Source organism: Tsukamurella sp. TY48, from assembly GCF_019656655.1.
In the GTDB taxonomy this organism is placed as follows: Bacteria; Actinomycetota; Actinomycetes; order Mycobacteriales; family Mycobacteriaceae; genus Tsukamurella; species Tsukamurella strandjordii.
The window spans coordinates 1,934,113-1,954,192 of record NZ_BPMV01000001.1 but is presented as its reverse complement, the minus strand read 5'-3'; the positions used below and the strand labels follow the sequence as shown (position 1 = coordinate 1,954,192).

The following is a 20,080-nucleotide window of genomic DNA, read 5'->3' as shown; positions in this document are numbered from 1 at the left end:
GAGGTGGTTGTGCCGCCGGTTCTCGGGTCCGCGCAGGTCAGGGGCGCAGACGATGCACCGCGACGGTGTGTGCCCCGGCTCAGATTCCGACCGGACGACGGGGGTTCCACCAGCCGATCGGCGGGTCTGCGTCAGACGGAATCTCCACGGCGATAGTGTCATTCGCTCGACCTGGGGCATCCGGCGAACCACGCCACGAGACCACTCACATTCATATGCGCACTTACGCATGTATTGTGAAGGGCGTGATGGTCTACCGCGTCATCGCCGTTGTGCTGTACCTGCTCGTGCGACTCCTCCTGGCGGGGTGCCGCCGGATCGGACGCGCCTTCCATGTGGGCGCGCTGCCGATCGCGTCGGCGCTCACCGTCGCGACGATCGCCGCCGTCGCCGCGATCCACCTCACCCTGCTCCGCGAGCAGGGCGCGCAGCCGGTGGTCCTGCTGTCGATCACGATCCCCGCGCTGGTCGCCACCGGTGCGGCGCTGCTGTGGCGGCGGCACACCTACGATCCGATCCGGGCTGCGCACCGCTACGACGGCTGGATCGACAATTGACCGCGACCGCGCCTTCCGGCTGGAGCCGGATCAGGGAACGATCACACCGTCGGAACCCGAGTGTCGATCGCGGTCCGCCGCGGCCTGCCGCCGGTCGCGAGCACGGAAATCGAGATCGCTCGGGTCGTGCGTGAGCCATGCCAGGACGACGACGAAGGCGACGAGTGCCAACACGCTGACCATGTCCACCCCTTTCACGAGAGCCTGTTCACCAGGCGATAGAAATAATCATCAAATCTATCGCTGCGCGCCGCAGTGTTCCAGGTGATGCTCGCCACGGTGCACCCCGGCCGTCCGCGGCGCCGAACCACCGCGACACCGAATCGTGAACGGGGTCACAGCTTTCGATCCGCAACATCCGCTCAGAAAGGCGATCCCATGCCGGACCCCTCCACCGCCGACACCGGCCGTCTGCGCGGCGTCCTGGGCACCCTCCCGGCGGCGGCCGCGGTACTGGTGCTGATCAACGCGATGTACATCACGCTGGTCGCGATCGGCAACATCACCGACTTCCACACCAATCTCGCCTTCGTGCAACACGTGATGTCGATGGACACCACCAACTTCGGTCAGCCCGCGGGGGTGGGCCTGGACCAGGACGTGATGTGGCGCGCGATCGACGATTCGACCCTGTGGCACATCGGCTACGCCGCGATCATCGCCGCCGAGGCCCTCGCCGCCGTCGTCCTCATCGTGGGCCTGGTCCACTTCGCCCGCGCGCTCTTCGGCTCGGCGAGCTACGACCGCGCCCGGCGTTGGTCGAGCGCCGGACTCACGCTCATCGTGCTCATCTTCGGCGGCGGCTTCATCGCGATCGGCGGTGAATGGTTCCAGATGTGGCGCTCCACCACGTGGAACGGGCTCGACAGCGCCCTGCGATACGTGGTGCTCGCGGGTCTCGGGCTGGTGCTCCTGCACCTCCCCGACCGGGCCTGGGGTCAGCCCTTGGCCATATCGACGAACCGGGAGTAGTGCAGCTGGTGCGCCACGGTGACGGTGGCGGTGGGACCGGCGCGGTGCTTACCGAGGATGAAGTCGGCCTCGCCGGCGCGCGGATCGTCGCGCTCGTAGGCGTCGGGACGGTGCACCAGGACGACCATATCGGCGTCCTGCTCCAACGAGCCGGACTCACGGAGGTCGGCCACCTGGGGCTTCTTATCGGTGCGCTGCTCGGGGCCACGGTTGAGCTGTGCGACGGCGATCAGCGGGACCTCGAGCTCCTTGGCAAGCAGCTTGAGCTGGCGGGAGAACTCCGAGACCTCCTGCTGACGCGATTCGACCTTCTTGCCGGAGGTCATCAGCTGCAGGTAGTCAATCACGATCAGCTTGAGATCGTGCCGCTGCTTGAGCCGGCGGGCCTTGGCCCGGATCTCCATCATCGTGAGGTTCGGCGAATCGTCCACGAACAGCGGCGCCTCGGAGATCTCCGACATGCGGCGGGCGAGGCGGGTCCAGTCGTCGTCGGTCATCTTGCCCGAGCGCATATCGGCCAGCTTGATCCGCGCCTCCGCGGAGAGCAGGCGCATCACCACCTCGGTCTTGCTCATCTCCAGGCTGAACAGGGCGCCGGCCATGCCGTTGGCGATCGAGCAGGAACGCAGGATGTCGAGCGCCACGGTGGACTTACCGGCGCCGGGACGGCCGGCGATGATGATCATCTGCCCGGAGTGCAGACCGTTGGTGAGCGCGTCGAAATCGGTGAAGCCCGTGGGCACGCCCATGCTGACGCCGCCGCGGGAGGCGATGGCGTCGATCTCGTCCATGGTGGGCTGCAGCAGCTCCTCCAGGACCACGTAGTCCTCGGAGGCCTTGCGCTCGGTCACGTCGTACACCGCGGCCTGCGCCCTATCGACCACCTCGGCCACATCGGCGCCCTCGGACCCGGAGTAGCCGTACTGGACGATGCGGGTGCCCGCCTCGACGAGGCGGCGCAGGATGGCCTTCTCCGCGACGATCTCGGCGTAGTAGCCGGCGTTCGCCGCGGTGGGCACGGTGGAGATCAGGGTGTGCAGGTACGGGGCCCCGCCGACGCGCTTGAGCTCGCCCTTGCGGTCGAGCGTCGCGGAGACGGTGACGGCATCGGCGGGCTCACCCGCGCCGTAGAGATCGAGGATCGCGTCGTACACCGACTGGTGCGCGGGCCGGTAGAAGTCGCCCGGGCGCACCACCTCGAGGACGTCCGCGATGGCGTCCTTGGACAGCATCATGGCGCCCAGCACCGACTGCTCGGCGGCGATGTCCTGCGGGGGCTGCCGGCCGAAGTCCTCGGCGGGCGGCGCCTCGGACGGCGGAGCATCGGGGCGACCCGCCGGCCCCGGTGTGAACTCCTGCTCGTCCGTCACCGACATCGCGCACCCGCTCTCGCCTCAGGTCCGCGCTTCCCTGTGGGGCCGCGCGGACGCACTCGTTCCAACACCGGGTCTACCGCCACGCACTGACAGGTTTTCACCCGCGCGCGCCCGAGACCGACGCCCGTGAACGCTAGGCGCTGCCGTCGCGGACGCAAAGTCCGGCTGTGGACGAACTTGGGGACAGGGTGTGGAGGACGCGCGCTCCGCATGTGGGCGCCGGTGTGGACCGATGGGGAAAACCTGTGGATACTACGCGCGTTGTTGCACGACGGGGCAGGTCAAACGGGCCAACGATCATCCACCGGCTGTGGAACAAGAATCCTCAGCGTGTCGTACTATTCCGACATTCGGGCGTGTCGTCAGTGCATCGTTGGTCTCCGCGCGAACAAAACCACCCCTCGTTGTTACCCGCCGGTCACCTGACACCGGCCCCCACCTGCACGGACGCATCACTCACGTGAGATCGGACTTCAATGCGGCATTCGTACCAAGTACCCTGAATCGAGCATCAGGCGCTACGGAAGGACCCCCGATGAACAGCTCCAAGATCACGACGCGCACCGTCGGCGTCGCGGTCGCGCTCGCGGCCGTCGCCACGTGCGCCATCGGTCCCGCCGGCGCCGAACCCGCGCCCGCGCCTCCGAAGCCCGCACCGGTCACCGCGACCGCCACCTGCTCGAGCGGCAACCCCATGTTCGTCATGGGCAACGACACGCTGAACTGGAAGGTCAACGCCAAGGTGCTGCGGCCCGGCCGCGTCGAGTTCTCCGGCACCGGCACCGCCGGCGCCCGTGACTTCGTGCTCAGCCAGTTCGCCTCACTCGCGACCCTGTCCTGGAACAACACCACCACCGGCAAGTTCGGCAGCGTCAAGTTCGGCGGCACCGGCGGCCTGCCCACGCTGAACCGGGTCGCCATCGACACCGGCAAGGGCGCGGTCACCTACAACGTGGTGATCCGCACCGGCGCGGGGACCGAGTGGATCGGCACCCAGGTCAGCACCCCGTGCGTGGGCACCATCGTGGCCTGACGCACCGTCGCCCCGGGGAACCGGGCCCCGAACACGAAGAAGCCCCCACCTCGCGGTGGGGGCTTCTCACGTCGATCGATGCTTAGTTCGCCGCGACGTTCAGCGAGAACTTGGCGCGCACCTCGGGGTGCAGCACCACGACCACGGGGAAGGTGCCCGTGGACTTGATGTGCCCCTGCGGCAGCTCGATGCTGCGCTTGTCGACGACCGGGCCACCGGCGGCCTTGAGGGCGCCGGCGACATCGGACGCGGTGACCGAGCCGAAGAGCTTGCCCGACTCGGCCGTCTTCACGGTCAGGTTCACGGCGGCGAGGCCCTCGATGGCCTGCTTCAGCTCGTTGGCGTGATCGAGGCCGCGCACACGCTTGGCCTCCTGGCTGCGACGGATGCCCTCGACCTGCTTCTCGGCGCCGCGGCTGGCGACGATGGCCAGACCGCGGGGCAGCAGGTAGTTGCGGCCGTAGCCGTCCTTGACCTCGACGGTGTCGCCGGGCGCGCCCAGGTTGTCGACATCAGCGGTGAGAATCAGCTTCATGACTTCTCTCCTTATCGAGTGGTCGACGTGAACGGCAGCAGGGCCACCTCACGCGAGTTCTTGACGGCGATCGCGACGTCGCGCTGGTGCTGGACGCAGTTGCCCGTCACGCGCCGGCTGCGGATCTTGCCCCGCTCCGACAGGAAACGACGCAGCAGCGTGGTGTCCTTGTAGTCGATCTTGATGTTCTTTTCCTTGCAGAACGTGCACGCCTTGGCCTTGACGGCCTTCTCGACGCGCACCTTCCGGCCATTGCCCTTACCGGCCATGGTGTTGGTACTCCTTGATTAGGTCATATCCGGGCCGCGGTGGGCCCGGCACAGTTCTCGATCCCGGGGATCAGAACGGCGGGTCGTCCGAACCGCCGCCGAAGCTCCCGGCCGCGGGGGCGCTGCCCCACGGATCTTCCTGCGGCTGGTTCTGCCGGGGCGCCGACTGGGCTGCGGGCTGGCTGAAGTTGCCACCGCCGCCCTGGCCACCGCCGGAGAAACCGCCGCCACCGCCGCCGCGCTGCGTGCGCGTCGGCTTCGCCGTGGCGTACCGGAGAGAGGGGCCGATCTCATCGACCTCGAGTTCCACCACCGTGCGCCGCTGGCCCTCGCGGTCGTCGTACGACCGCTGCTTGAGCCGACCGGAGACGATGACGCGCGTGCCCTTCGTGAGCGATTCGGCGACGTTCTCGGCCGCCTCACGCCAGATGTTGCAACGCAGGAACAGCGCCTCGCCGTCCTTCCACTCGTTGGTGTTCCGGTCGAAGGTGCGGGGCGTGGAGGCGACGGTGAAGTTGGCCACCGCAGCACCCGACGGGGTGAAGCGCAGCTCCGGGTCCGCCGTCAGATTGCCGATGACCGTGATGATCGTGTCGCCCGCCATGGTGTCTCTCCTCGTAGTTCGGTACGCGTCCGGTAGAGCTAGCTCTGCCGCAGCACCTTAGTGCGGAGCACCGATTCGTTCAGCTTGAGCTGACGATCGAGCTCGTTCACGGTGGCCGGCTCGGCGGTCAGATCGATCACCGCGTAGATGCCTTCGGAGTTCTTGGTGATCTCGTAGGCCAGACGACGCTTGCCCCAGATGTCGATGTTCTCCACCGAACCGCCGTCCTTACGGACCACGTTCAGGAAGGTCTCGAGCGAGGGTGCAACGGTGCGCTCATCCAGGCTCGGATCCAGGATCACCATCAGTTCGTACTTACGCATGGGCTTTTCGCCTCCTCCTATGGACTATGCGGCCGCGGACTCTCCGCGGCAGGAGTGTTGCCGTGTCGGCAACCGCACCAGGCTACCGCATGGGCTCCCCACCTGCGAAATCTCGATTCGACACGGGACATCGCAGGTATTTGTGCGTAAAGTCACACCCGGACCGAGAACGATGCCTAACATAGGGGGCGTTCAACAACCGGGAGGGAAGGCGAAAAATGGGGGTGGATTCCGCGTCGTCATCGGCGCCGACGCGTCGGCCGAGCGATACCCGGATCTTCCTCGACAACATCGATCGCAACGCCCTCGGCCCGCTCCGCACGCTGGGCCGCACGGCCCAGCTCGCGGCCACCACCGTGATGGCCGCGGTGAGCGACACGATCCGCGGCCGCCTGGCCCTGCGCGAGACCGTGATCCAGGCCTGGTTCCTGGTGTCGGTCACCGCCGTCCCCGCGTTCCTCATGGCCATCCCGTTCGGCGTGATCGTCACCATCCAGGTGGGCAGCATCGTCCAGCAGATCGGCGCGTCCTCGCTGCTCGGCGCGGCCAGCGGCCTGGCGGTGATCCAGCAGGCGGCCCCGCTCGCAGCCGGACTGCTGCTCGGCGGCGCCGGAGCCTCCGCGATCGCCGCCGATCTCGGCGCCCGCACCATCCGCGACGAGGTGGACGCGCTGCGCACGATGGGCATCGACCCCGTGCACCGGCTGGTGGCACCGCGCCTCATCGCCGCCGTCGTGGTGGCGCCGCTGCTCAACCTGTTCATCGTGGTGGTCGGCATCATCGCCGCGTTCTACGTGGCCGTGCTCGGCCAGGACGTGACCCCGGGCAGCTACTGGCTCAGCTTCGGCGCCTTCGCCACCGTGCGCGACCTGCTGTTCTCCATGGTCAAGGCCGCACTGTTCGGCGCCATCATCGCGATCGTGGGCTGCCAGCACGGCCTGGAGGCCAAGGGCGGCGCCCGCGGTGTGGCCGATGCCGTCAACGCCACCGTCGTGGTGTCGACGGTGGCGATCATCGTGCTCAACTTCGCCCTCACCCAGGCGTACACGGTCTTCTTCCCGATGAAGGTGGGCTGATGGTCACCCACGCACCGGTCTCGCCCAGGAGCCACCCACTTCACCCCAGTACGAAGGTGGGCTAGCCCGTGTCCGTCGCAACCTATCGCCCGAAGGGCACACGCACGATCGCCCGCGTCTACGCGTGGCTGCGCACCCTGCTGGCCCGGCTCGGCCACATGATGGGCTTCTGCGTCCAGGCGATCGTGATGATCCCGCACGCCGCGCGGCACTACAGCCGCCAGACCATCAGCACCGTCACCGATCTCACCTGGGGCCGCGGCGCCGTGATCGTCGGCGGCGGCACCTCGCTGATGATGGTGGTCCTCGGCCTCGCCGTCGGCGGTACCGTCGCCGTCCAGGCCTTCGCCACCCTCGACCTGCTGGGCATGGGCCCGCTCACCGGCACCGTCAGCGCGCTCGCCAACACCCGCGAGTTCGCCCCGATCCTCGCCGCCGCCGGATTCGCCGTGCAGGCCGGCTGCCGGATGACGGCCGAGATCGGCGCCATGCGCATCAACGAGGAGATCGACGCGATCGAATCGCTGGGCCTGCGCTCGATCTCCTTCGTGGTGAGCACCCGCGTACTGGCCGGGCTGATCGCGGTGATCCCCACCTTCCTCATCGCCATCGTGGTGAGCTTCTTCGCCTGCAGCGTGATCGTCACGGTGGCGCAGGGCGAATCGGTGGGCGCCTACACCCACTACTTCCGGCAGTTCCTCTCCGGCCCGGACATCCTGGCCGCCACGGTGAAGGTGATCATCTTCCTCGTGGTGGTCATCCTGATCCACTGCTACCAGGGCTTCTTCGCCGCAGGCGGGCCCGAGGGCGTGGGCGTGGCCTCGGGCCGCGCGGTTCGTGCCTCCATGGTCGCGATCGTGGTGCTGGACATGATCCTCACCGCCGCGATCTGGGGCTTCAACTCGCCCGTGGTGTTCCGGGGGTAGGCATGGCATCGATAGCTTCGGTCCCCGGAATGACCGTCGAACCCAGGGAACTGGTTCGACGGGGCGCGCTGACGCTGGCCATCGTGCTGATCCTGGCCCTGCTGGCCTGGGGGATCACCGCGCTGCTGCGGCCCACACCGATGCGGATCACGTTGCTCACCACCGCCGTTGCGCCGGGAGTGAGCAACGGCACGCAGATCGAGATGAACGGCGTGCAGATCGGCAGGGTCTCGGGGATCACCCAGCAGGGCTCCGGACGGCTCGGCATCGGGATGGACCTCGACCCGGACAAGAGCAAGGGGCTCACCGACGGTTTCGTCGCCGATTTCACCCCGAACAACATGTTCGGCATCACCTCCGTGCAGATCACCCCGTCGCCCACGGGACAGCCGCTGCGCGACGGCGCCTCCGTGCTGCCGGCCACCGCGCCCACCGACTCGACGATGTCCGGCCTGCTGCGCTCGCTCGCCGATATGGAGTCCACCGCGCTGCGCCCCTACATGTCGGACCTGCTGCGCCAGAGCGATACCGCCACCAAGGGATTCCTGCCCATGGTGCGCGCGCTCGGCGCCGTCGCCCAGACGAACGCCGAGACCCAGAAGGTCCCCACCTCGTACACGCTGCCGATCCTGGCGAACGCGCTGCAGGGCATCGGGGCCTCGTCCGACGATGTGCTCAGCGCGATCAAGATGATGTGGGACTGGCCGGGTCCCGACGCCCCCGGTTACCCCGCGGCGCAGACCGCCACGATCGACGCGCTCACCAACAAGACCTCCCCCGATCTGGCGAACCTGGTGAAATCCCTGCAGCCGCTGGCGCCCACGCTCGCCGTCCTGGTCGACGCCGAACGGCGCGTGGTCTCCTCCATGCCCGATGCCGCGCGCAACGGCCAGCAGGTCTCGGATCTGATCGAGGCGATCCGCCGCTCCATCAAGGACACCCCGAACGGCAAGGTGCTCAACCTGGACGTGCAGGCCCGGCCCGTGCCGATCACGCCGCCGCAGGGAGGTGGACGGTGACCCGCTTCCGCTCCTCGCTGATCCGATTCCTGGTCTTCGTGGTGATCGTGGTGCTGGGCACCACCTTCACGGTGCGGGCGCTGCAGCGGCCCGCTCCCGGCACCCAGGTGGGCTACACGGCGCAGTTCACCAACGCCTCGGGCCTGCGCACCGGCGACGATGTGCGCGTGCTCGGCGTGCAGGTGGGCAAGGTGAAGTCCGTGGAGCTGCGCCGGGGGGACGGCGGCCGCGGCTCCTACGCCGAGGTGGCGCTGTCGGTGGAGAACGATCAGAGGATCTACCGCAATTCCAAGCTGGCCATCCGATTCCAGAACCTCACCGGCCAGCGGTACGTGGATCTGCAGCGCGCCGCAGCGACGGGCGATCCGATGCCGGAGGGCGCCACCATCAAGACCGACCAGACGGTGCCCTCGTTCGACATCACCACCGTTTTCAACGGGCTGCAGCCGGTGCTGTCGACGATGCGGCCCGAGGACATCGACCACTTCGCCGAGTCCGTCGCGGTGGTCATGAACGGTGACGGCTCCGGCCTCGGACCGATGTTGGGCGCGATCGACAAGCTGGCCACCTTCACCGACAACCGGGCGGCGCTGTTCGAGACGCTGATCCGCAACTTCTCCGACCTCTCGGAGTCGATCGGCGGGAAGTCGGGTTCGGTCACCACGCTCGTCGGGTACCTGCAGCGGTTGGCCCGGATCATGGCGGAATCGGCGCCCGCGTACCGCATCCTGTCCGATCAGGGCGCCCAGGTGATCACCGCGGCCGATGCCCTCCTGGCGAACCTGGGCATGACCCCGAACACCAATCCGTGGCTCGACGACCTGCTCTCCCCCGAGGCCAAGAAGCTCGGGCCGCTGGTCGATCTCGCGGCGCTCATCCCCGGCCTGTTCGCGCTCCTCACCGGGCAGGGCATCCCGAAGGCGAAGGGCGACAGCAGGTGCAGTAGGGGCGAGAAGGCCCTGCCGGCCGAGGTGCAGATGTTCATCCGTGGAGCGAAGGTCACACTGTGCAATCCGTGACGACCGGGGATCCGAACGATCCCGACGACCCGAACAACGCCGACTTCGCCAGCCGGGCGGTGGCCGGTGCCCTGCGGCGGCGTCCGCCGCGGCGGGTGTGGCGGCGCACCTGGTTCCGGTTCAGCAACGATTCCGGGCGTCAGCTCGGCTGGGGCATCGCCTCGGCGATGGTGGCGGCCGTCATCGTGCTGGCCGCGGGTTACCTCTCGCTCGCGCCGCCCGGAACCACCTCGTACGCGGTGGACATGAGCGAGACCGGCCAGCTCCGCAAGGGCGACGATGTGCGGGTGGCCGGCGTCCCGGTGGGCACGGTCTCGGCGGTCGACCTGCGCCGCAACGATGTTCGCGTCACCATCCGGGTCAATCGCAGCGCCTTCATCGGCGATCAGTCGACTGCGGCGGTGAAGATGCTCACCGCGGTGGGCGGGTACTACCTCGACATCGATTCGCTCGGCGCGAATTCGCTGGGCGGCTCGTCGATCCCGGCGATGCGGGTGCGCCTGCCGTACACGCTCACCGAGACCTTCCAGACCGCCGGGCCGAAGCTGGCCGCCGTCGACGGGCAGCCCCTGCGCGAGTCGCTGGTGCAGATCCAGCAGGCCGCGAGCGGCCAGCCGGGTCAGCTCAATCACGCGATCACCACGCTGTCCGGGATGGTGGAAGCGCTGGGGCGGCAGAAGGATCAGATCGGCCGGTTCATCACCACGGTCTCGGAGTACACCGGCGCCGTGAACGCCAACGGCGACCGCCTCACGGCGATCATGCAGGACATGAGCACCTTCCTGTCCACCGCCTCGCTCAACATCTCCGGCTACAAGGCCTTCATGCGCGGCTTGGAGATGACCCTGCTGCGGATCAAGCCGGTGGCCGATCTCTACATGCGCGATGTGGACGGCTTCGAGAAGCAGCTGCGGGTGATCTCGGGCCAGATGCAGGAGCTGCTCCGCAAGTTCGAGCCGATGATCGACGAGGGGAAGAAGGCGCTGTCCCGGATCAACGAGGCGGTCCAGCCCGACGGCAGCATCAAGGTGGGCGGGAAAACGGTGCTGGCCTCCTCGTTCTGCATTCCTATTCAGGGGGTGAACTGCTGATGTTCCGTTCGGCACTCGGATCGAAATGGCTGATCAGCGGGATCGCCGTGTTCGTGGTGGTGGCGCTCGGCCTGGGCGGCGCCTGGTACCTGCGCGGCGGCACCGAGCGCACCGTGACCTACTGCGCGCAGATGCCCGACGCGGTCGGCCTGTTCGAGGGCAATCCGGTGACGCGGCGCGGGGTGACGGTCGGGAAGATCACCTCGGTGGCGCCCAACGGTGCGAAGGCCCGCGTGGAGATGTCCGTGGACGCGAACCAGCGGATCCCCGCGAACGCCGGGGCCGTGACCGTCGCCAAATCCCTCATCGCCTCGCGCCAGCTGGCCCTGATCGGCGACGACAACGGCGGTCCCACATTGCAACCGGGCAAGTGCATCGCGGACACCAAGACCCCGCTCTCGCTGACCAAATCGCTGGAGGGCGTCTACCAGCTCACCTCGCAGATCACCACCGGCGGCGGACCGGAGCAGACCCTCCAGGCGCAGCAGGCGTTGGGCGCGCTGGCCAAGGAGACCAACGGCACCGGCCCCAAGATCAACGGCATCCTCACCCAGCTCGCGACGGTGCTCGACAACCCCGGGCCCGGGATGGACGATTTCGCGCGGGCCTTCGACGCCCTGGCGCCGCTCACCTACGGCATGACCTCGAACTGGGGCGATATCAAGTCCCTGTTCAGCAATCTGCCCGCCTACCTGGTGAACGTGATGACCCCGCTCGGCTCCACGGTGGGCGCGCTCGCCACCACCCTGATGCCACTGGGCAAGATGCTCACCAACCTGGTGGGCCAGTACGGCCACATGATCTTCCCGGTGCTGGACATGGCGGTGCCGGTCACCCGCCTGGTGGCGGCCGGATTCCGCAACTACGGCGACCTGCTGGGGATCGTGCCGCCGCTCATCTCGGCCTTCAACGTCAACTACGACCAGGCCAATGCGCGGCTGAAGATCGGTTACCAGCCGCTGCCCGATACCGCCTTCCCGGCGGCGAACCCGGAACTCACCTGCACGAACGTGAACCGGATCGTGCCCGGCCAGTGCCAGGTTCTGCCCGGCGGCAAGATCCGGGTGGACATCATGTCGGTGATCCTGCGAGGAACGGGGGCGGCATCATGAGCACACGCATCCGCGCGGTGTGGCCGGCACTGCTGGCCGTCGTCCTGGTGATCGCGGGTCTGTGGGGGTTGCGCGGCATCGGTCCCTCGACGCTGCCCACGCCCGGTGCCGCATCGTCGGGATGGCAGCTCAAGATCCAGTTCCCGGACGTGCTCAACCTCCCGGACCGCGCCAAGGTGCGGCTCCTGGGCCGCGACGTGGGATCGCTGGAGGGCGTGCGGCTCAGCGAGAAGAAGGCCGAGGCGACGCTGCGGATCGAACGACAGACGCGCGTCCCCCGGTCGGCGATCGCGGAGCTGCGGCAGGACACGCCGCTGGGCGACATCTACGTGGCGCTCACCCCGCCCGCCGACAACCAGGGCAGCTCGTTCTTCGCCGACGGCGATACCGTGCCGCAGTCGCAGACCCGGGCCCCGGTGCAGATGGAGCAGATGCTCACCAGCCTGGCCGATTTCCTCGGCAGCGGCAGCCTGAGCCAGATGGGGAACACCTTCGACCGGCTCAACAGCAGCTTCCCGGAGGATCCCGCGCTCACCCGCAAGATCGTGGGCAACCTCACCACCACCGTCAACGCCTGGTCCAACGACACCAAGAGCCTCGACATCGCGCTGGTCTCCCTGGTGCAGCTCACCGACAAGCTCGCGGAGCAGCGGAATCTGCTCGGCCAGTACCTGGCCCCCGAGGCGATGCCGCGCTGGCGCACCGTGATCGAGACCGGCGATATCGTGGGCGTCTTCGCCGCGCTGGCACCGGTGTTCGCGAACGCCACCTTCCTGGTGCCCACGCTGCGCGAGACCAACACCTTGCTCAGGGCCGTGGTGCGGCCCCTGCTGTACTTCGACCGGCCCGCCGGATCGACGCGGCCGGACAACATCGTCAATCTGCGCAACCTGCTGCGTGACACCGTGATCCCGTACCTCAGCGAGGGCGCGAAGGTGAACGTGGTCCGGCTCGGCATCGGCGATCAGATGCCCAGCGGCGAGCAGGCCGATCAGGCCGTGAAGACGCTCCGGATGCTGGGGGTGGTCCGATGAAACGGGAATTGGTGGCCAACATCGTCACCTTCGTGGCGGTGCTCGCGATCGGCCTGAGCGCCCTGGTGTTCGGGTACATGGGGGTGCGGCCCGGCACGCAGTACACCACCGTGACCCTGCAGCTCCCCCGCTCCTCGCAGCTGGTGACCGGATCGTCGGTGCTGCTGCGCGGGGTGCGGATCGGGGAGGTCGAGCGGGTGGACGGTGATACCCGCGGTGTCTCGGTACGCCTGAAGTATCCGAATTCCACCCAGGTGCCCGTCGATTCCGATGTCTCGATCGAGCAGCTCAGCGCGCTCGGCGAACCGTACGTCGAGTTCGCGCCCCAGGGAACGGCGGGCCCGTACCTCACCGACGGCACGATCGTCGATCCGAAGCGGGTGTCGGTGCCCACCTCGATCCCGGAGGTCTTCCGGTCGCTCACCGCGGTCAGCAAGATCGCCGACGTGGGCCCGCTGTCGGAGATCGTCAAGACGATGTGGCAGGCGACCACCGGCACGGAGGAGTCGATGCCGCGGCTGACCCAGGCCGGTGAGCTGCTCACCTCCACCCTGATGTCGCGGATGCCGCAGATCCGGCAGATGTTCACCCAGACCCAGGTGTACTCGGCCGATCTCGAGTGGATGGGGCCGGCGATCACCGAGTTCGGCCCGGCCTTCCGCAGCACGATCGGCGTGATCCGGCCCGCCGTCGACAAGGTGCTGGCACTGGTCACCGAGCTCGGCCTGCCCGGGCCCTTCAGCGATGTGCTGCACCCGTTCTTCGTGCGGTTGCAGCCCTACCTCGAGGAGCTCATCCCCAAGATCGCCGAGATCCTCGGCCCCAGCCTGCCGATCGCGAAGGCGATCAACGGCACCGTGCCGCAGATCGATCTCAGTGCCTTCCTCTCCTCGGCGCTCGCGATGGTGGGCAACGACGGTGCGCCCCGGCTCGAGGTGACGATCCCCGTCCCCGGCGGGCCCGCGCCCGCTGCTGCGCCGAAACCCTCGGCGGCACCGTCGGGCTCGGCGGTACCGTCGACCACGGCGACGCCGAGCACGACGACGGCGCCGCGGTCGGGCGCACCGTCGACCCGCCCGTCTCCGCCCCCGACCGCCCCGACGACCCCAAGGTGACGATGCCGAACGACCCGACGCCCGAGCAGACCGACGCGGACACGGTGCCGGAGGATTCGCCGGCCACCGAACCCGCCGAGGCCGAACACCCGGAGGCCGAAGCCGCCGAACCCACGGAGGCCGACGAGCCCGCCGCGGCGGCGCCGGTGAAGCCCGCCCGCAAGTCCGCCGCACCGCGGAGCGCCGACCGCGAAACCGCGGCCCCGGCGACGGCCGGCGCGGGGGCGCCGCGGACCGGAAAAGCGGTGGCGCTCACCGTGATCGTCGCGCTCCTCGCGGTGGCGGCCGCGGTCTCCACCTACTTCGCGCTGGACTACCGCGGCCAGGCCCGCGACCTGCAGCAGAGCGCGGCCGATCGGGCACGGGCCGAGGAGATCGCCGGGAAGTACGGGGTGGGGGCGTCGACCCTGGACTTCAACGATCTCGCGCCCTGGCTGCGGTCGATGAAGGACGGCGTCAGCGATGAGCTGGCCAAGAAGATGGACGGCATCGCCGAGACCATGCGCCAGGTGGTCACGGCGGTGCGCCTGCAGTCCACCGGGAAGCTGGTGGTCACCAAGGTGACCGACGAGGCGAACGGGGTCTACAAGGTGGCCACCGTGGTCGATATGTCCGCCACCAGCGTGCAGGCGCCGCAGGGCACCGTGACCACCACGGCGTACGTGATCACCGTGGACCGCAATCAGGACTGGAAGATCACCGACTACGGGAACAGCCTGGGCAACACCCCGGTCCCGGTGGGCGGAGCGGCTCCGGCGCCCGCGCAGCCGGCGCCGAGCCCCTAGGAGTCGAAGAGCACGGCGCAGATCATCGCGAAGACCTCGGCCTGGAACTGCGGGTCGGGGTCGAATCGCCGGGTGCGCCCCACGTCGAAGACCACGGCGAAGGCCGCGTGCACCAGGAAGACCGCCTCGGCCTGGGTGAGCTCAGGGCGCACGGCCATCACCGCGTCGGCGAAGGCGGCGATGTTGGCGCGCTGCACCCCGGCCAGGCGGCTGCGGTCGGTATCCGGCACATTGCCGATCTCGCGGAAGTACACCGTCATCAGCTTCGACTGCCGGAAGGACAGCTGGACGTAGGCCTGCGCGAGGGCCGCGAGCCGGGCGCGCGGGTCCGGGTTGGCGTCGACCACCGCGGCGACCGCATCGACCAAGGCGGCGCCGGAGCGCTCCAGCGCGCTCACCAGGATTCCGGCCTTGTTCGGGAAGTAGCGGTACATCCCGGAGGGGACGATGCCGGCGGCCTGGCCGATCTGGCCCATGCTCACGTTGTGGAAGCCGTGCGTGAAGATCAACTCGATCGCCTCGTCGAGCACCTGGCCCTGGCGTCCGGTCTCGGCCTCCGGCTCGGCGGCGGGTGCCACCGAGTACTCCAGCGGCGGCGCCGGGAGGGCCAGCAGTCGGCGGCCCGCGGCGGCGAGCACGGCCTCGGCGCGGCGTTGCGCGAGCACGGTGCGATGCGCGGTGACGCTGCCGGTCACGCTGATCACTCCGACGCACCGCAGCTCCAGATCCGCGCGATCGACCGAGGGCAGAGCCGGCTCCGCCGCATCGGCGAAGGCGGCGATCATGGCGGTGAGCTGATCGCGGATGCGGTCGCGATCCTCGCGTTCGAGCAGCCGCTGCTCCCAGCGGAACAGGCCGCCCGTATTGCGCCGTTCGAAGGCCACCCGCAGCGCGGCGTCCTCGATGGCGTCGATCCGTGCGTCCGCGGCCTGCCCCTCGGTGTCGGCCGCGGCCCGCGCGACCGCGGTGCTCAGTGCGTCGGAGGCCGAGGTGATGGCGTGTTCGAGGAGGGCGTACTTGTTCGGGAAGTGCCGGTAGACCGCGGGCCCGGAGATGTCCAGCGAGGCGGCGATCTGCTCGATGCCCACGCCGTGGTAGCCGCGCCGGGAGAAATCCTCGGCCGCCACCCGCGCGATCTGCTCGCGCCGATCCTTGGGCCGCTTGCGCCGCGCCTGGGTCACGTCAACTCCTCATCCGCCGTCCGCATAGAGAGTACTCACTGACGTAAGGCCCTCCTCGGTGTACCGTCAAGCCTATAAGTAAGTGAACATTCACACACCGCTTCGGTGCGAACACTTGGAGGAACCGCTCATGACCACGAGCGCAGAGCGCATCGTCACGAGCCCCGCTGATCCGGCGGCCGCGCACCCGGCCGCGGTGGCGGGCCTCGTCGACCCGGTCGCGCAGGGGTACCGGATCCCGATCTCGACACCCGCGCGGGCGGCGCACGTACTCACCACGCTGGCGGATTCGATGACCGCGCCCTCGTCCGCGGCCGGCCCGGCGAACGTGGTGATGCAGCTGATCGATCCCCCCGTGGCCTACGGCGTGATGGAGTCGCCCGTCGAATCGGGGGCGCTGTACAAGCATCCGATCAAGCGCACCCGCACCACCTTCACCTACCTGGCGGTGGCCGTGCTGGGCACCGCGGACGATAAGAAGCGCTACCGGGAGGCCGTGAACACCGCGCACCGTCAGGTCCGCAGCACCGAGAAGAGCCCGGTCAAGTACAACGCCATGGACCGCAACCTGCAGCTGTGGGTGGCCATGTGCCTGTACGTGGGCTTCGAGGACACCCACACCCTGCTGCGCGGCCCGATGAGCCCCGAGCAGCGCGCACTGTTCTACCGCGACGCCGCCCCGCTCGGCACCACGCTGCAGGTGCATCCCGATCAGTGGCCGGCCACCCCGGAGGAGTTCGACGCGGTGTGGGTCGAGCTGTGCCGCACCAAGATCGCGCCCACCCCGGATACCCGCGACTACCTGCGCCAGCTGGTGGACCTCACCTTCGTGGGCACCGTCCCGGGCCCGCTCAAGGCCTTCTCCCGGTTCCAGACCGCCGGTTTCCTCGCGCCGAAGTTCCGGGAGGCCATGGAGATCGAGTGGTCGGCGCGCGATCAGCGGCTGTTCGACGGCTTCTGGCGCCTGGTGGGTTTCGCGAACCGGTTCGTGCCGGTCGCGATCGGGCAGCTGCCGTACCGGCTGCTGCTCACCGATATGCGCACCCGGGCCAAGCTCGGCCGTCCGCTGGTCTGATCCGATCCGACGAAAGCCGGGCTCCCGTGGGGAAGCCCGGCTTTCGTGGTTCGCGGCCGGATCAGCTGAACTGCTGGCGCAGCGTGGGCTTGGTGATCTTGCCCGTGGGGTTGCGCGGCAGGGCGTCGATCACGATCACATCGCGCGGGTGCTTGTACCGGGCGATGTGCTCGGTGAGGAACTCCGAGAGGGCCTCGACGGTGAGCGCGGCGCCCTCGCGCAACTGCACCACCGCCACCACGGCCTCACCCCACTTCTCGTCGGGCCGGCCGATCACCGCCACCTCGGTCACATCCGGATGCGCCGCGACCGCGTTCTCGACCTCCTGCGAGTAGATGTTCTCGCCGCCCGAGATGATCATGTCCTTGGCGCGGTCCACCACGTAGACGAAGCCCTCGTCGTCCATCCGCACCAGATCGCCCGAGTGGAACCAGCCGCCCGCGAAGGCCTCCTGCGTGGCCTGGAGGTTGTTCCAGTAGCCGGACATCATGTTCGGGCCGCGGTACACGATCTCGCCGATCTCGCCGCGCGGCACGTCGTTGCCGTCCGCGTCGATCACGCGGGCGGCGACGGTGCGCACCACCCGGCCCACGGAGCCGAACTTGCGCAGCGTGTCGGCGCCGGAGAGCGCGCAGGTGACCGGCGACATCTCGGTCTGCCCGAAGACGGCGCAGATCTCGGCGTCGGGGAAGGTGTCGGTGAGTTCGCGCAGCAGCGTCTCGCTCGCGGGGGCGGCGCCCCACCACACGTAGCGGAGCTTGAGGTTGCGCGGCCGCGCCTTCTGCTCGTTCACCGCGAGCTGCCACTGCATCGGCACCATGAACATACTGGTGATGCCCTCGCGTTCGAGCGCGTCCAGCGTCTGCGCCGGGTCGAAAGCGCCGAGCGGGAAGATCACGGAGGTCAGGCCCTGCAGGAAGGCCGTGGCCAGTACGCCGAAGCCGGCGATGTGGAACATCGGGACGGCGATCGCGCCCACGGCGTCGGGGTCGACCGAGCCGGGGGCGACCAGATTGGTCCAGCCCTGCGCGGCCATGTTGATGTGGGTGAGCACGGCGCCCTTGGGGCGGCCGGTGGTGCCCGAGGTGTACATGATCAGCGCGGGCGAATCCTCGGGCACGTCGATCCGGGGATCCGGGCGGCCCTCGGCGATCAGGTCCTCGAAGCCGAGCGCTCCCGCGGCCTCGTCGGCACCGTCGAAACGGATGCGCAGGCCGAACTCGGCGCCCGCGCCCGCAACGCCGGCGACCAGCGGATCGAAGGGCGCCTCGTAGACCACGGCGCTGCACGCGGTGTCCTGCACCAGGTACGCCACCTCGGGCGGCGCCATGCGGAAGTTGACCGGCACCGCGATGGCGCCGAGGGCGGTGACGCCGAGGGCCGCCTCGACGTACTCGATGCGGTTGAGGCCGAGGATCAGCACCCGGTCGCCGGCCTTGATGCCGCGCTCGGCGAGGGCGCCCGCGAAGGCGCCGATGCGGTCGGCGAAGCCCGCCCACGTGACGCTCTTGTCGAGGAACCGCAGGGCGGTCTGATCGCCGCGCATGACGGCGTGGTTGCGGACTTGATTGTTCCAGGTATTGCGCTGGGAGCTGCGGGGCTCCTCGGTGCGGGGATACCAGGCGATGTTCTCTTCAGCGGTCATGTATGCGATTGTGTTCTAGAACATGTTCGATCGGAGCCGAATCGCTAAAAGTTAGAGAATAGTGATTCACTTGTGATGCTCCGACGGGACAGCACACCAGGAAGGAACACCGTGTCCGACGCATTCATCTACGAGGCCATCCGCACTCCGCGCGGTAAGCAGCGCGGCGGCTCGCTGCACGCGACCAAGCCGATCGACCTCGTGGTCGGCCTGATCGACGAGGTCAAGACCCGTTTCCCCACCCTCGATCCGGCGGATATCGACGACATCGTGCTCGGCGTCGTCGCCCCGGTGGGCGAGCAGGGCGGCGTGATCCCCCGCGCCGCCGCCATGGCCGGCGGCCTGCCGGACACCGTCGCGGGCGTGCAGATCAACCGCTTCTGCGGTTCGGGCCTGGAGGCCACCAACACCGCCGCCCAGAAGGTGCGCGCGGGCTGGGACCAGCTGGTGCTCGCCGGCGGCGTCGAGTCGATGTCGCGCGTGCCGATGGGGTCCGACGGTGGCGCGATGTTCCAGGACATCACCACCAACTACGACACCTACTTCGTGCCGCAGGGCATCGGCGCCGACCTGATCGCCACCATCGAGGGCTTCTCCCGCGATGACGTCGACGAGTTCGCCGCGCAGAGCCAGGCCAACGCCGCCAAGGCCTGGGAGGAGGGCCGGTTCGCCAAGTCGGTCGTGCCGGTCAAGGACATCAACGGCCTCACCATCCTGGACAACGACGAGCACCGTCGCCCCGGCACCACCCCGGCCGATCTCGGCAAGCTCAAGCCGGCCTTCGAGGGCATCGGCGCGATGGGCGGCTTCGACGCCGTGGCGCTGCAGAAGTACTACACCGTGGAGAAGATCAACCACGTGCACACGGGCGGTAACAGCTCGGGCATCGTCGACGGTGCCGCCCTGGTGCTGGTCGGCAGCGAGGCCGCGGGCAAGAAGGCGGGCCTGAACCCGCGCGGCCGCATCGTCTCGACCGCGATCACCGGTTCCGACCCCACGATCATGCTGACCGGCCCCACCCCGGCCACCGAGAAGGCCCTCAAGCAGGCCGGCCTCACCAAGGACGACATCGACGTCTGGGAGCTCAACGAGGCCTTCGCCTCCGTGGTTCTCAAGTGGATGAAGGACTTCAAGCTCGATCGCGAGCAGGTCAACGTCAACGGCGGCGCCATCGCCCTCGGACACCCGCTCGGCGCCACCGGCGCCATGCTGGTGGGCACCGTGCTCGACGAGCTCGAGCGCTCCGGCGGCCGCTACGGCCTGATCACCCTCTGCATCGGCGGTGGCATGGGCATCGCCACCATCATCGAGCGTCTCTGACCGCCCCGGACTA

At 68.8% G+C, this 20,080-nt stretch carries 22 protein-coding genes; 14 read left to right on the top strand and 8 right to left on the bottom strand.

All coding sequences use genetic code 11. The features are described 5' to 3' along the window. Positions 1-245: 245 nt before the first annotated feature. Complete coding sequence (locus TTY48_RS09455; protein WP_220657255.1) at positions 246-557, top strand: hypothetical protein; 312 nt, start codon at positions 246-248, stop codon at positions 555-557. Positions 558-587: 30 nt separating this feature from the next. Here the strand turns inward: TTY48_RS09455 and TTY48_RS09450 are convergent, their stop codons facing one another. Then, positions 588-740, bottom strand: a complete 153-nt coding sequence (locus TTY48_RS09450) for a hypothetical protein (RefSeq protein ID WP_220657254.1) — start codon at positions 738-740, stop codon at positions 588-590. Positions 741-935: 195 nt separating this feature from the next. Here TTY48_RS09450 and TTY48_RS09445 point away from each other — a divergent pair, with 195 nt between their 5' ends. Continuing rightward, positions 936-1,529 (top strand): DUF2165 domain-containing protein, encoded by a 594-nt coding sequence (locus TTY48_RS09445; RefSeq protein ID WP_220657253.1) that lies wholly within the window; start codon positions 936-938, stop codon positions 1,527-1,529. Here the strand turns inward: TTY48_RS09445 and dnaB are convergent. Further along, positions 1,496-2,905, bottom strand: a complete 1,410-nt coding sequence (gene dnaB, locus TTY48_RS09440; RefSeq protein WP_220657252.1) for a replicative DNA helicase — start codon at positions 2,903-2,905, stop codon at positions 1,496-1,498. The two genes, TTY48_RS09445 and dnaB, sit on opposite strands and share 34 nt — an antisense overlap. Before the next feature lie 535 nt (positions 2,906-3,440). Between dnaB and TTY48_RS09435 the strand changes: the two genes are divergently transcribed. After that, positions 3,441-3,938, top strand: coding sequence for a hypothetical protein (locus tag TTY48_RS09435; RefSeq protein WP_220657251.1), 498 nt, complete (start codon positions 3,441-3,443; stop codon positions 3,936-3,938). An 82-nt stretch (positions 3,939-4,020) separates the two neighbouring features. On the opposite strand, the gene rplI is transcribed toward TTY48_RS09435, so the two are convergent. The 4 genes from rplI to rpsF form a co-directional block, all read right to left on the bottom strand. After that, entirely contained in the window at positions 4,021-4,473 is a 453-nt protein-coding gene (gene rplI, locus TTY48_RS09430; RefSeq protein ID WP_220657250.1) for a 50S ribosomal protein L9, read from the bottom strand. Between the two features lie 11 nt (positions 4,474-4,484). Next, positions 4,485-4,742 (bottom strand): 30S ribosomal protein S18, encoded by a 258-nt coding sequence (gene rpsR / locus TTY48_RS09425; protein WP_013128725.1) that lies wholly within the window; start codon positions 4,740-4,742, stop codon positions 4,485-4,487. Between the two features lie 70 nt (positions 4,743-4,812). After that, positions 4,813-5,346, bottom strand: a complete 534-nt coding sequence (locus TTY48_RS09420) for a single-stranded DNA-binding protein (RefSeq protein ID WP_220657249.1) — start codon at positions 5,344-5,346, stop codon at positions 4,813-4,815. Positions 5,347-5,384: 38 nt separating this feature from the next. Further along, complete coding sequence (gene rpsF / locus TTY48_RS09415) at positions 5,385-5,669, bottom strand: 30S ribosomal protein S6 (RefSeq protein ID WP_220657248.1); 285 nt, start codon at positions 5,667-5,669, stop codon at positions 5,385-5,387. Between the two features lie 218 nt (positions 5,670-5,887). On the opposite strand from rpsF, the gene TTY48_RS09410 reads away from it, so the two are divergent. From TTY48_RS09410 to TTY48_RS09370, 9 genes are all read left to right on the top strand, one after another. Then, a complete protein-coding gene (locus TTY48_RS09410) occupies positions 5,888-6,745 on the top strand; it encodes an ABC transporter permease (protein WP_220657247.1) in 858 nt (285 codons plus the stop codon). Positions 6,746-6,813: 68 nt separating this feature from the next. Beyond that, the gene (locus TTY48_RS09405) at positions 6,814-7,671 is read left to right on the top strand and encodes an ABC transporter permease (RefSeq protein WP_220657246.1); all 858 of its coding nucleotides are present in this window, start codon (positions 6,814-6,816) and stop codon (positions 7,669-7,671) included. A gap of 29 nt (positions 7,672-7,700) precedes the next feature. Continuing rightward, the gene (locus tag TTY48_RS09400; protein WP_220657245.1) at positions 7,701-8,690 is read left to right on the top strand and encodes an MlaD family protein; all 990 of its coding nucleotides are present in this window, start codon (positions 7,701-7,703) and stop codon (positions 8,688-8,690) included. Further along, entirely contained in the window at positions 8,687-9,709 is a 1,023-nt protein-coding gene (locus TTY48_RS09395; RefSeq protein ID WP_220657244.1) for an MlaD family protein, read from the top strand. The genes TTY48_RS09400 and TTY48_RS09395 overlap by 4 nt, the downstream gene beginning before the upstream one ends. Further along, positions 9,706-10,800, top strand: coding sequence for an MlaD family protein (locus TTY48_RS09390; protein ID WP_220657243.1), 1,095 nt, complete (start codon positions 9,706-9,708; stop codon positions 10,798-10,800). Before TTY48_RS09395 ends, TTY48_RS09390 begins: the two co-directional genes overlap by 4 nt. After that, a complete protein-coding gene (locus tag TTY48_RS09385; RefSeq protein WP_220657242.1) occupies positions 10,800-11,912 on the top strand; it encodes an MlaD family protein in 1,113 nt (370 codons plus the stop codon). Before TTY48_RS09390 ends, TTY48_RS09385 begins: the two co-directional genes overlap by 1 nt. Then, positions 11,909-12,946, top strand: a complete 1,038-nt coding sequence (locus TTY48_RS09380; protein ID WP_220657241.1) for an MlaD family protein — start codon at positions 11,909-11,911, stop codon at positions 12,944-12,946. Before TTY48_RS09385 ends, TTY48_RS09380 begins: the two co-directional genes overlap by 4 nt. Further along, positions 12,943-14,061, top strand: a complete 1,119-nt coding sequence (locus tag TTY48_RS09375; protein WP_220657240.1) for an MlaD family protein — start codon at positions 12,943-12,945, stop codon at positions 14,059-14,061. The genes TTY48_RS09380 and TTY48_RS09375 overlap by 4 nt, the downstream gene beginning before the upstream one ends. Next, on the top strand, positions 14,058-14,846 hold the full coding sequence (locus tag TTY48_RS09370; RefSeq protein ID WP_220657239.1) for a hypothetical protein: 789 nt from the start codon (positions 14,058-14,060) through the stop codon (positions 14,844-14,846). Before TTY48_RS09375 ends, TTY48_RS09370 begins: the two co-directional genes overlap by 4 nt. On the opposite strand, the gene TTY48_RS09365 is transcribed toward TTY48_RS09370, so the two are convergent. Next, positions 14,843-16,027, bottom strand: a complete 1,185-nt coding sequence (locus tag TTY48_RS09365; RefSeq protein WP_220657238.1) for a TetR/AcrR family transcriptional regulator — start codon at positions 16,025-16,027, stop codon at positions 14,843-14,845. The two genes, TTY48_RS09370 and TTY48_RS09365, sit on opposite strands and share 4 nt — an antisense overlap. 130 nt (positions 16,028-16,157) lie before the next feature. Between TTY48_RS09365 and TTY48_RS09360 the strand changes: the two genes are divergently transcribed. After that, entirely contained in the window at positions 16,158-17,102 is a 945-nt protein-coding gene (locus TTY48_RS09360) for an oxygenase MpaB family protein (RefSeq protein ID WP_220657237.1), read from the top strand. Between the two features lie 61 nt (positions 17,103-17,163). Here TTY48_RS09360 and TTY48_RS09355 read toward each other — a convergent pair whose 3' ends face one another. Then, positions 17,164-18,747: a long-chain-fatty-acid--CoA ligase gene (locus tag TTY48_RS09355; protein WP_220657236.1), complete on the bottom strand. Its 1,584-nt coding sequence runs from the start codon at positions 18,745-18,747 to the stop codon at positions 17,164-17,166. Between the two features lie 111 nt (positions 18,748-18,858). Between TTY48_RS09355 and TTY48_RS09350 the strand changes: the two genes are divergently transcribed. Next, positions 18,859-20,067 (top strand): acetyl-CoA C-acetyltransferase, encoded by a 1,209-nt coding sequence (locus TTY48_RS09350; RefSeq protein WP_255585599.1) that lies wholly within the window; start codon positions 18,859-18,861, stop codon positions 20,065-20,067. Positions 20,068-20,080: the final 13 nt, after the last annotated feature.

Coding starts and splice junctions, on each gene's coding strand:
- TTY48_RS09450 (WP_220657254.1), bottom strand. CDS start 740: ATGGTCAGCGTGTTGGCACTCGTCGCCTTCGTCGTCGTCCTGGCATGG.
- TTY48_RS09445 (WP_220657253.1), top strand. CDS start 936: ATGCCGGACCCCTCCACCGCCGACACCGGCCGTCTGCGCGGCGTCCTG.
- dnaB (WP_220657252.1), bottom strand. CDS start 2,905: ATGTCGGTGACGGACGAGCAGGAGTTCACACCGGGGCCGGCGGGTCGC.
- TTY48_RS09435 (WP_220657251.1), top strand. CDS start 3,441: ATGAACAGCTCCAAGATCACGACGCGCACCGTCGGCGTCGCGGTCGCG.
- rplI (WP_220657250.1), bottom strand. CDS start 4,473: ATGAAGCTGATTCTCACCGCTGATGTCGACAACCTGGGCGCGCCCGGC.
- rpsR (WP_013128725.1), bottom strand. CDS start 4,742: ATGGCCGGTAAGGGCAATGGCCGGAAGGTGCGCGTCGAGAAGGCCGTC.
- TTY48_RS09420 (WP_220657249.1), bottom strand. CDS start 5,346: ATGGCGGGCGACACGATCATCACGGTCATCGGCAATCTGACGGCGGAC.
- rpsF (WP_220657248.1), bottom strand. CDS start 5,669: ATGCGTAAGTACGAACTGATGGTGATCCTGGATCCGAGCCTGGATGAG.
- TTY48_RS09410 (WP_220657247.1), top strand. CDS start 5,888: ATGGGGGTGGATTCCGCGTCGTCATCGGCGCCGACGCGTCGGCCGAGC.
- TTY48_RS09400 (WP_220657245.1), top strand. CDS start 7,701: ATGACCGTCGAACCCAGGGAACTGGTTCGACGGGGCGCGCTGACGCTG.
- TTY48_RS09385 (WP_220657242.1), top strand. CDS start 10,800: ATGTTCCGTTCGGCACTCGGATCGAAATGGCTGATCAGCGGGATCGCC.
- TTY48_RS09380 (WP_220657241.1), top strand. CDS start 11,909: ATGAGCACACGCATCCGCGCGGTGTGGCCGGCACTGCTGGCCGTCGTC.
- TTY48_RS09375 (WP_220657240.1), top strand. CDS start 12,943: ATGAAACGGGAATTGGTGGCCAACATCGTCACCTTCGTGGCGGTGCTC.
- TTY48_RS09360 (WP_220657237.1), top strand. CDS start 16,158: ATGACCACGAGCGCAGAGCGCATCGTCACGAGCCCCGCTGATCCGGCG.
- TTY48_RS09355 (WP_220657236.1), bottom strand. CDS start 18,747: ATGACCGCTGAAGAGAACATCGCCTGGTATCCCCGCACCGAGGAGCCC.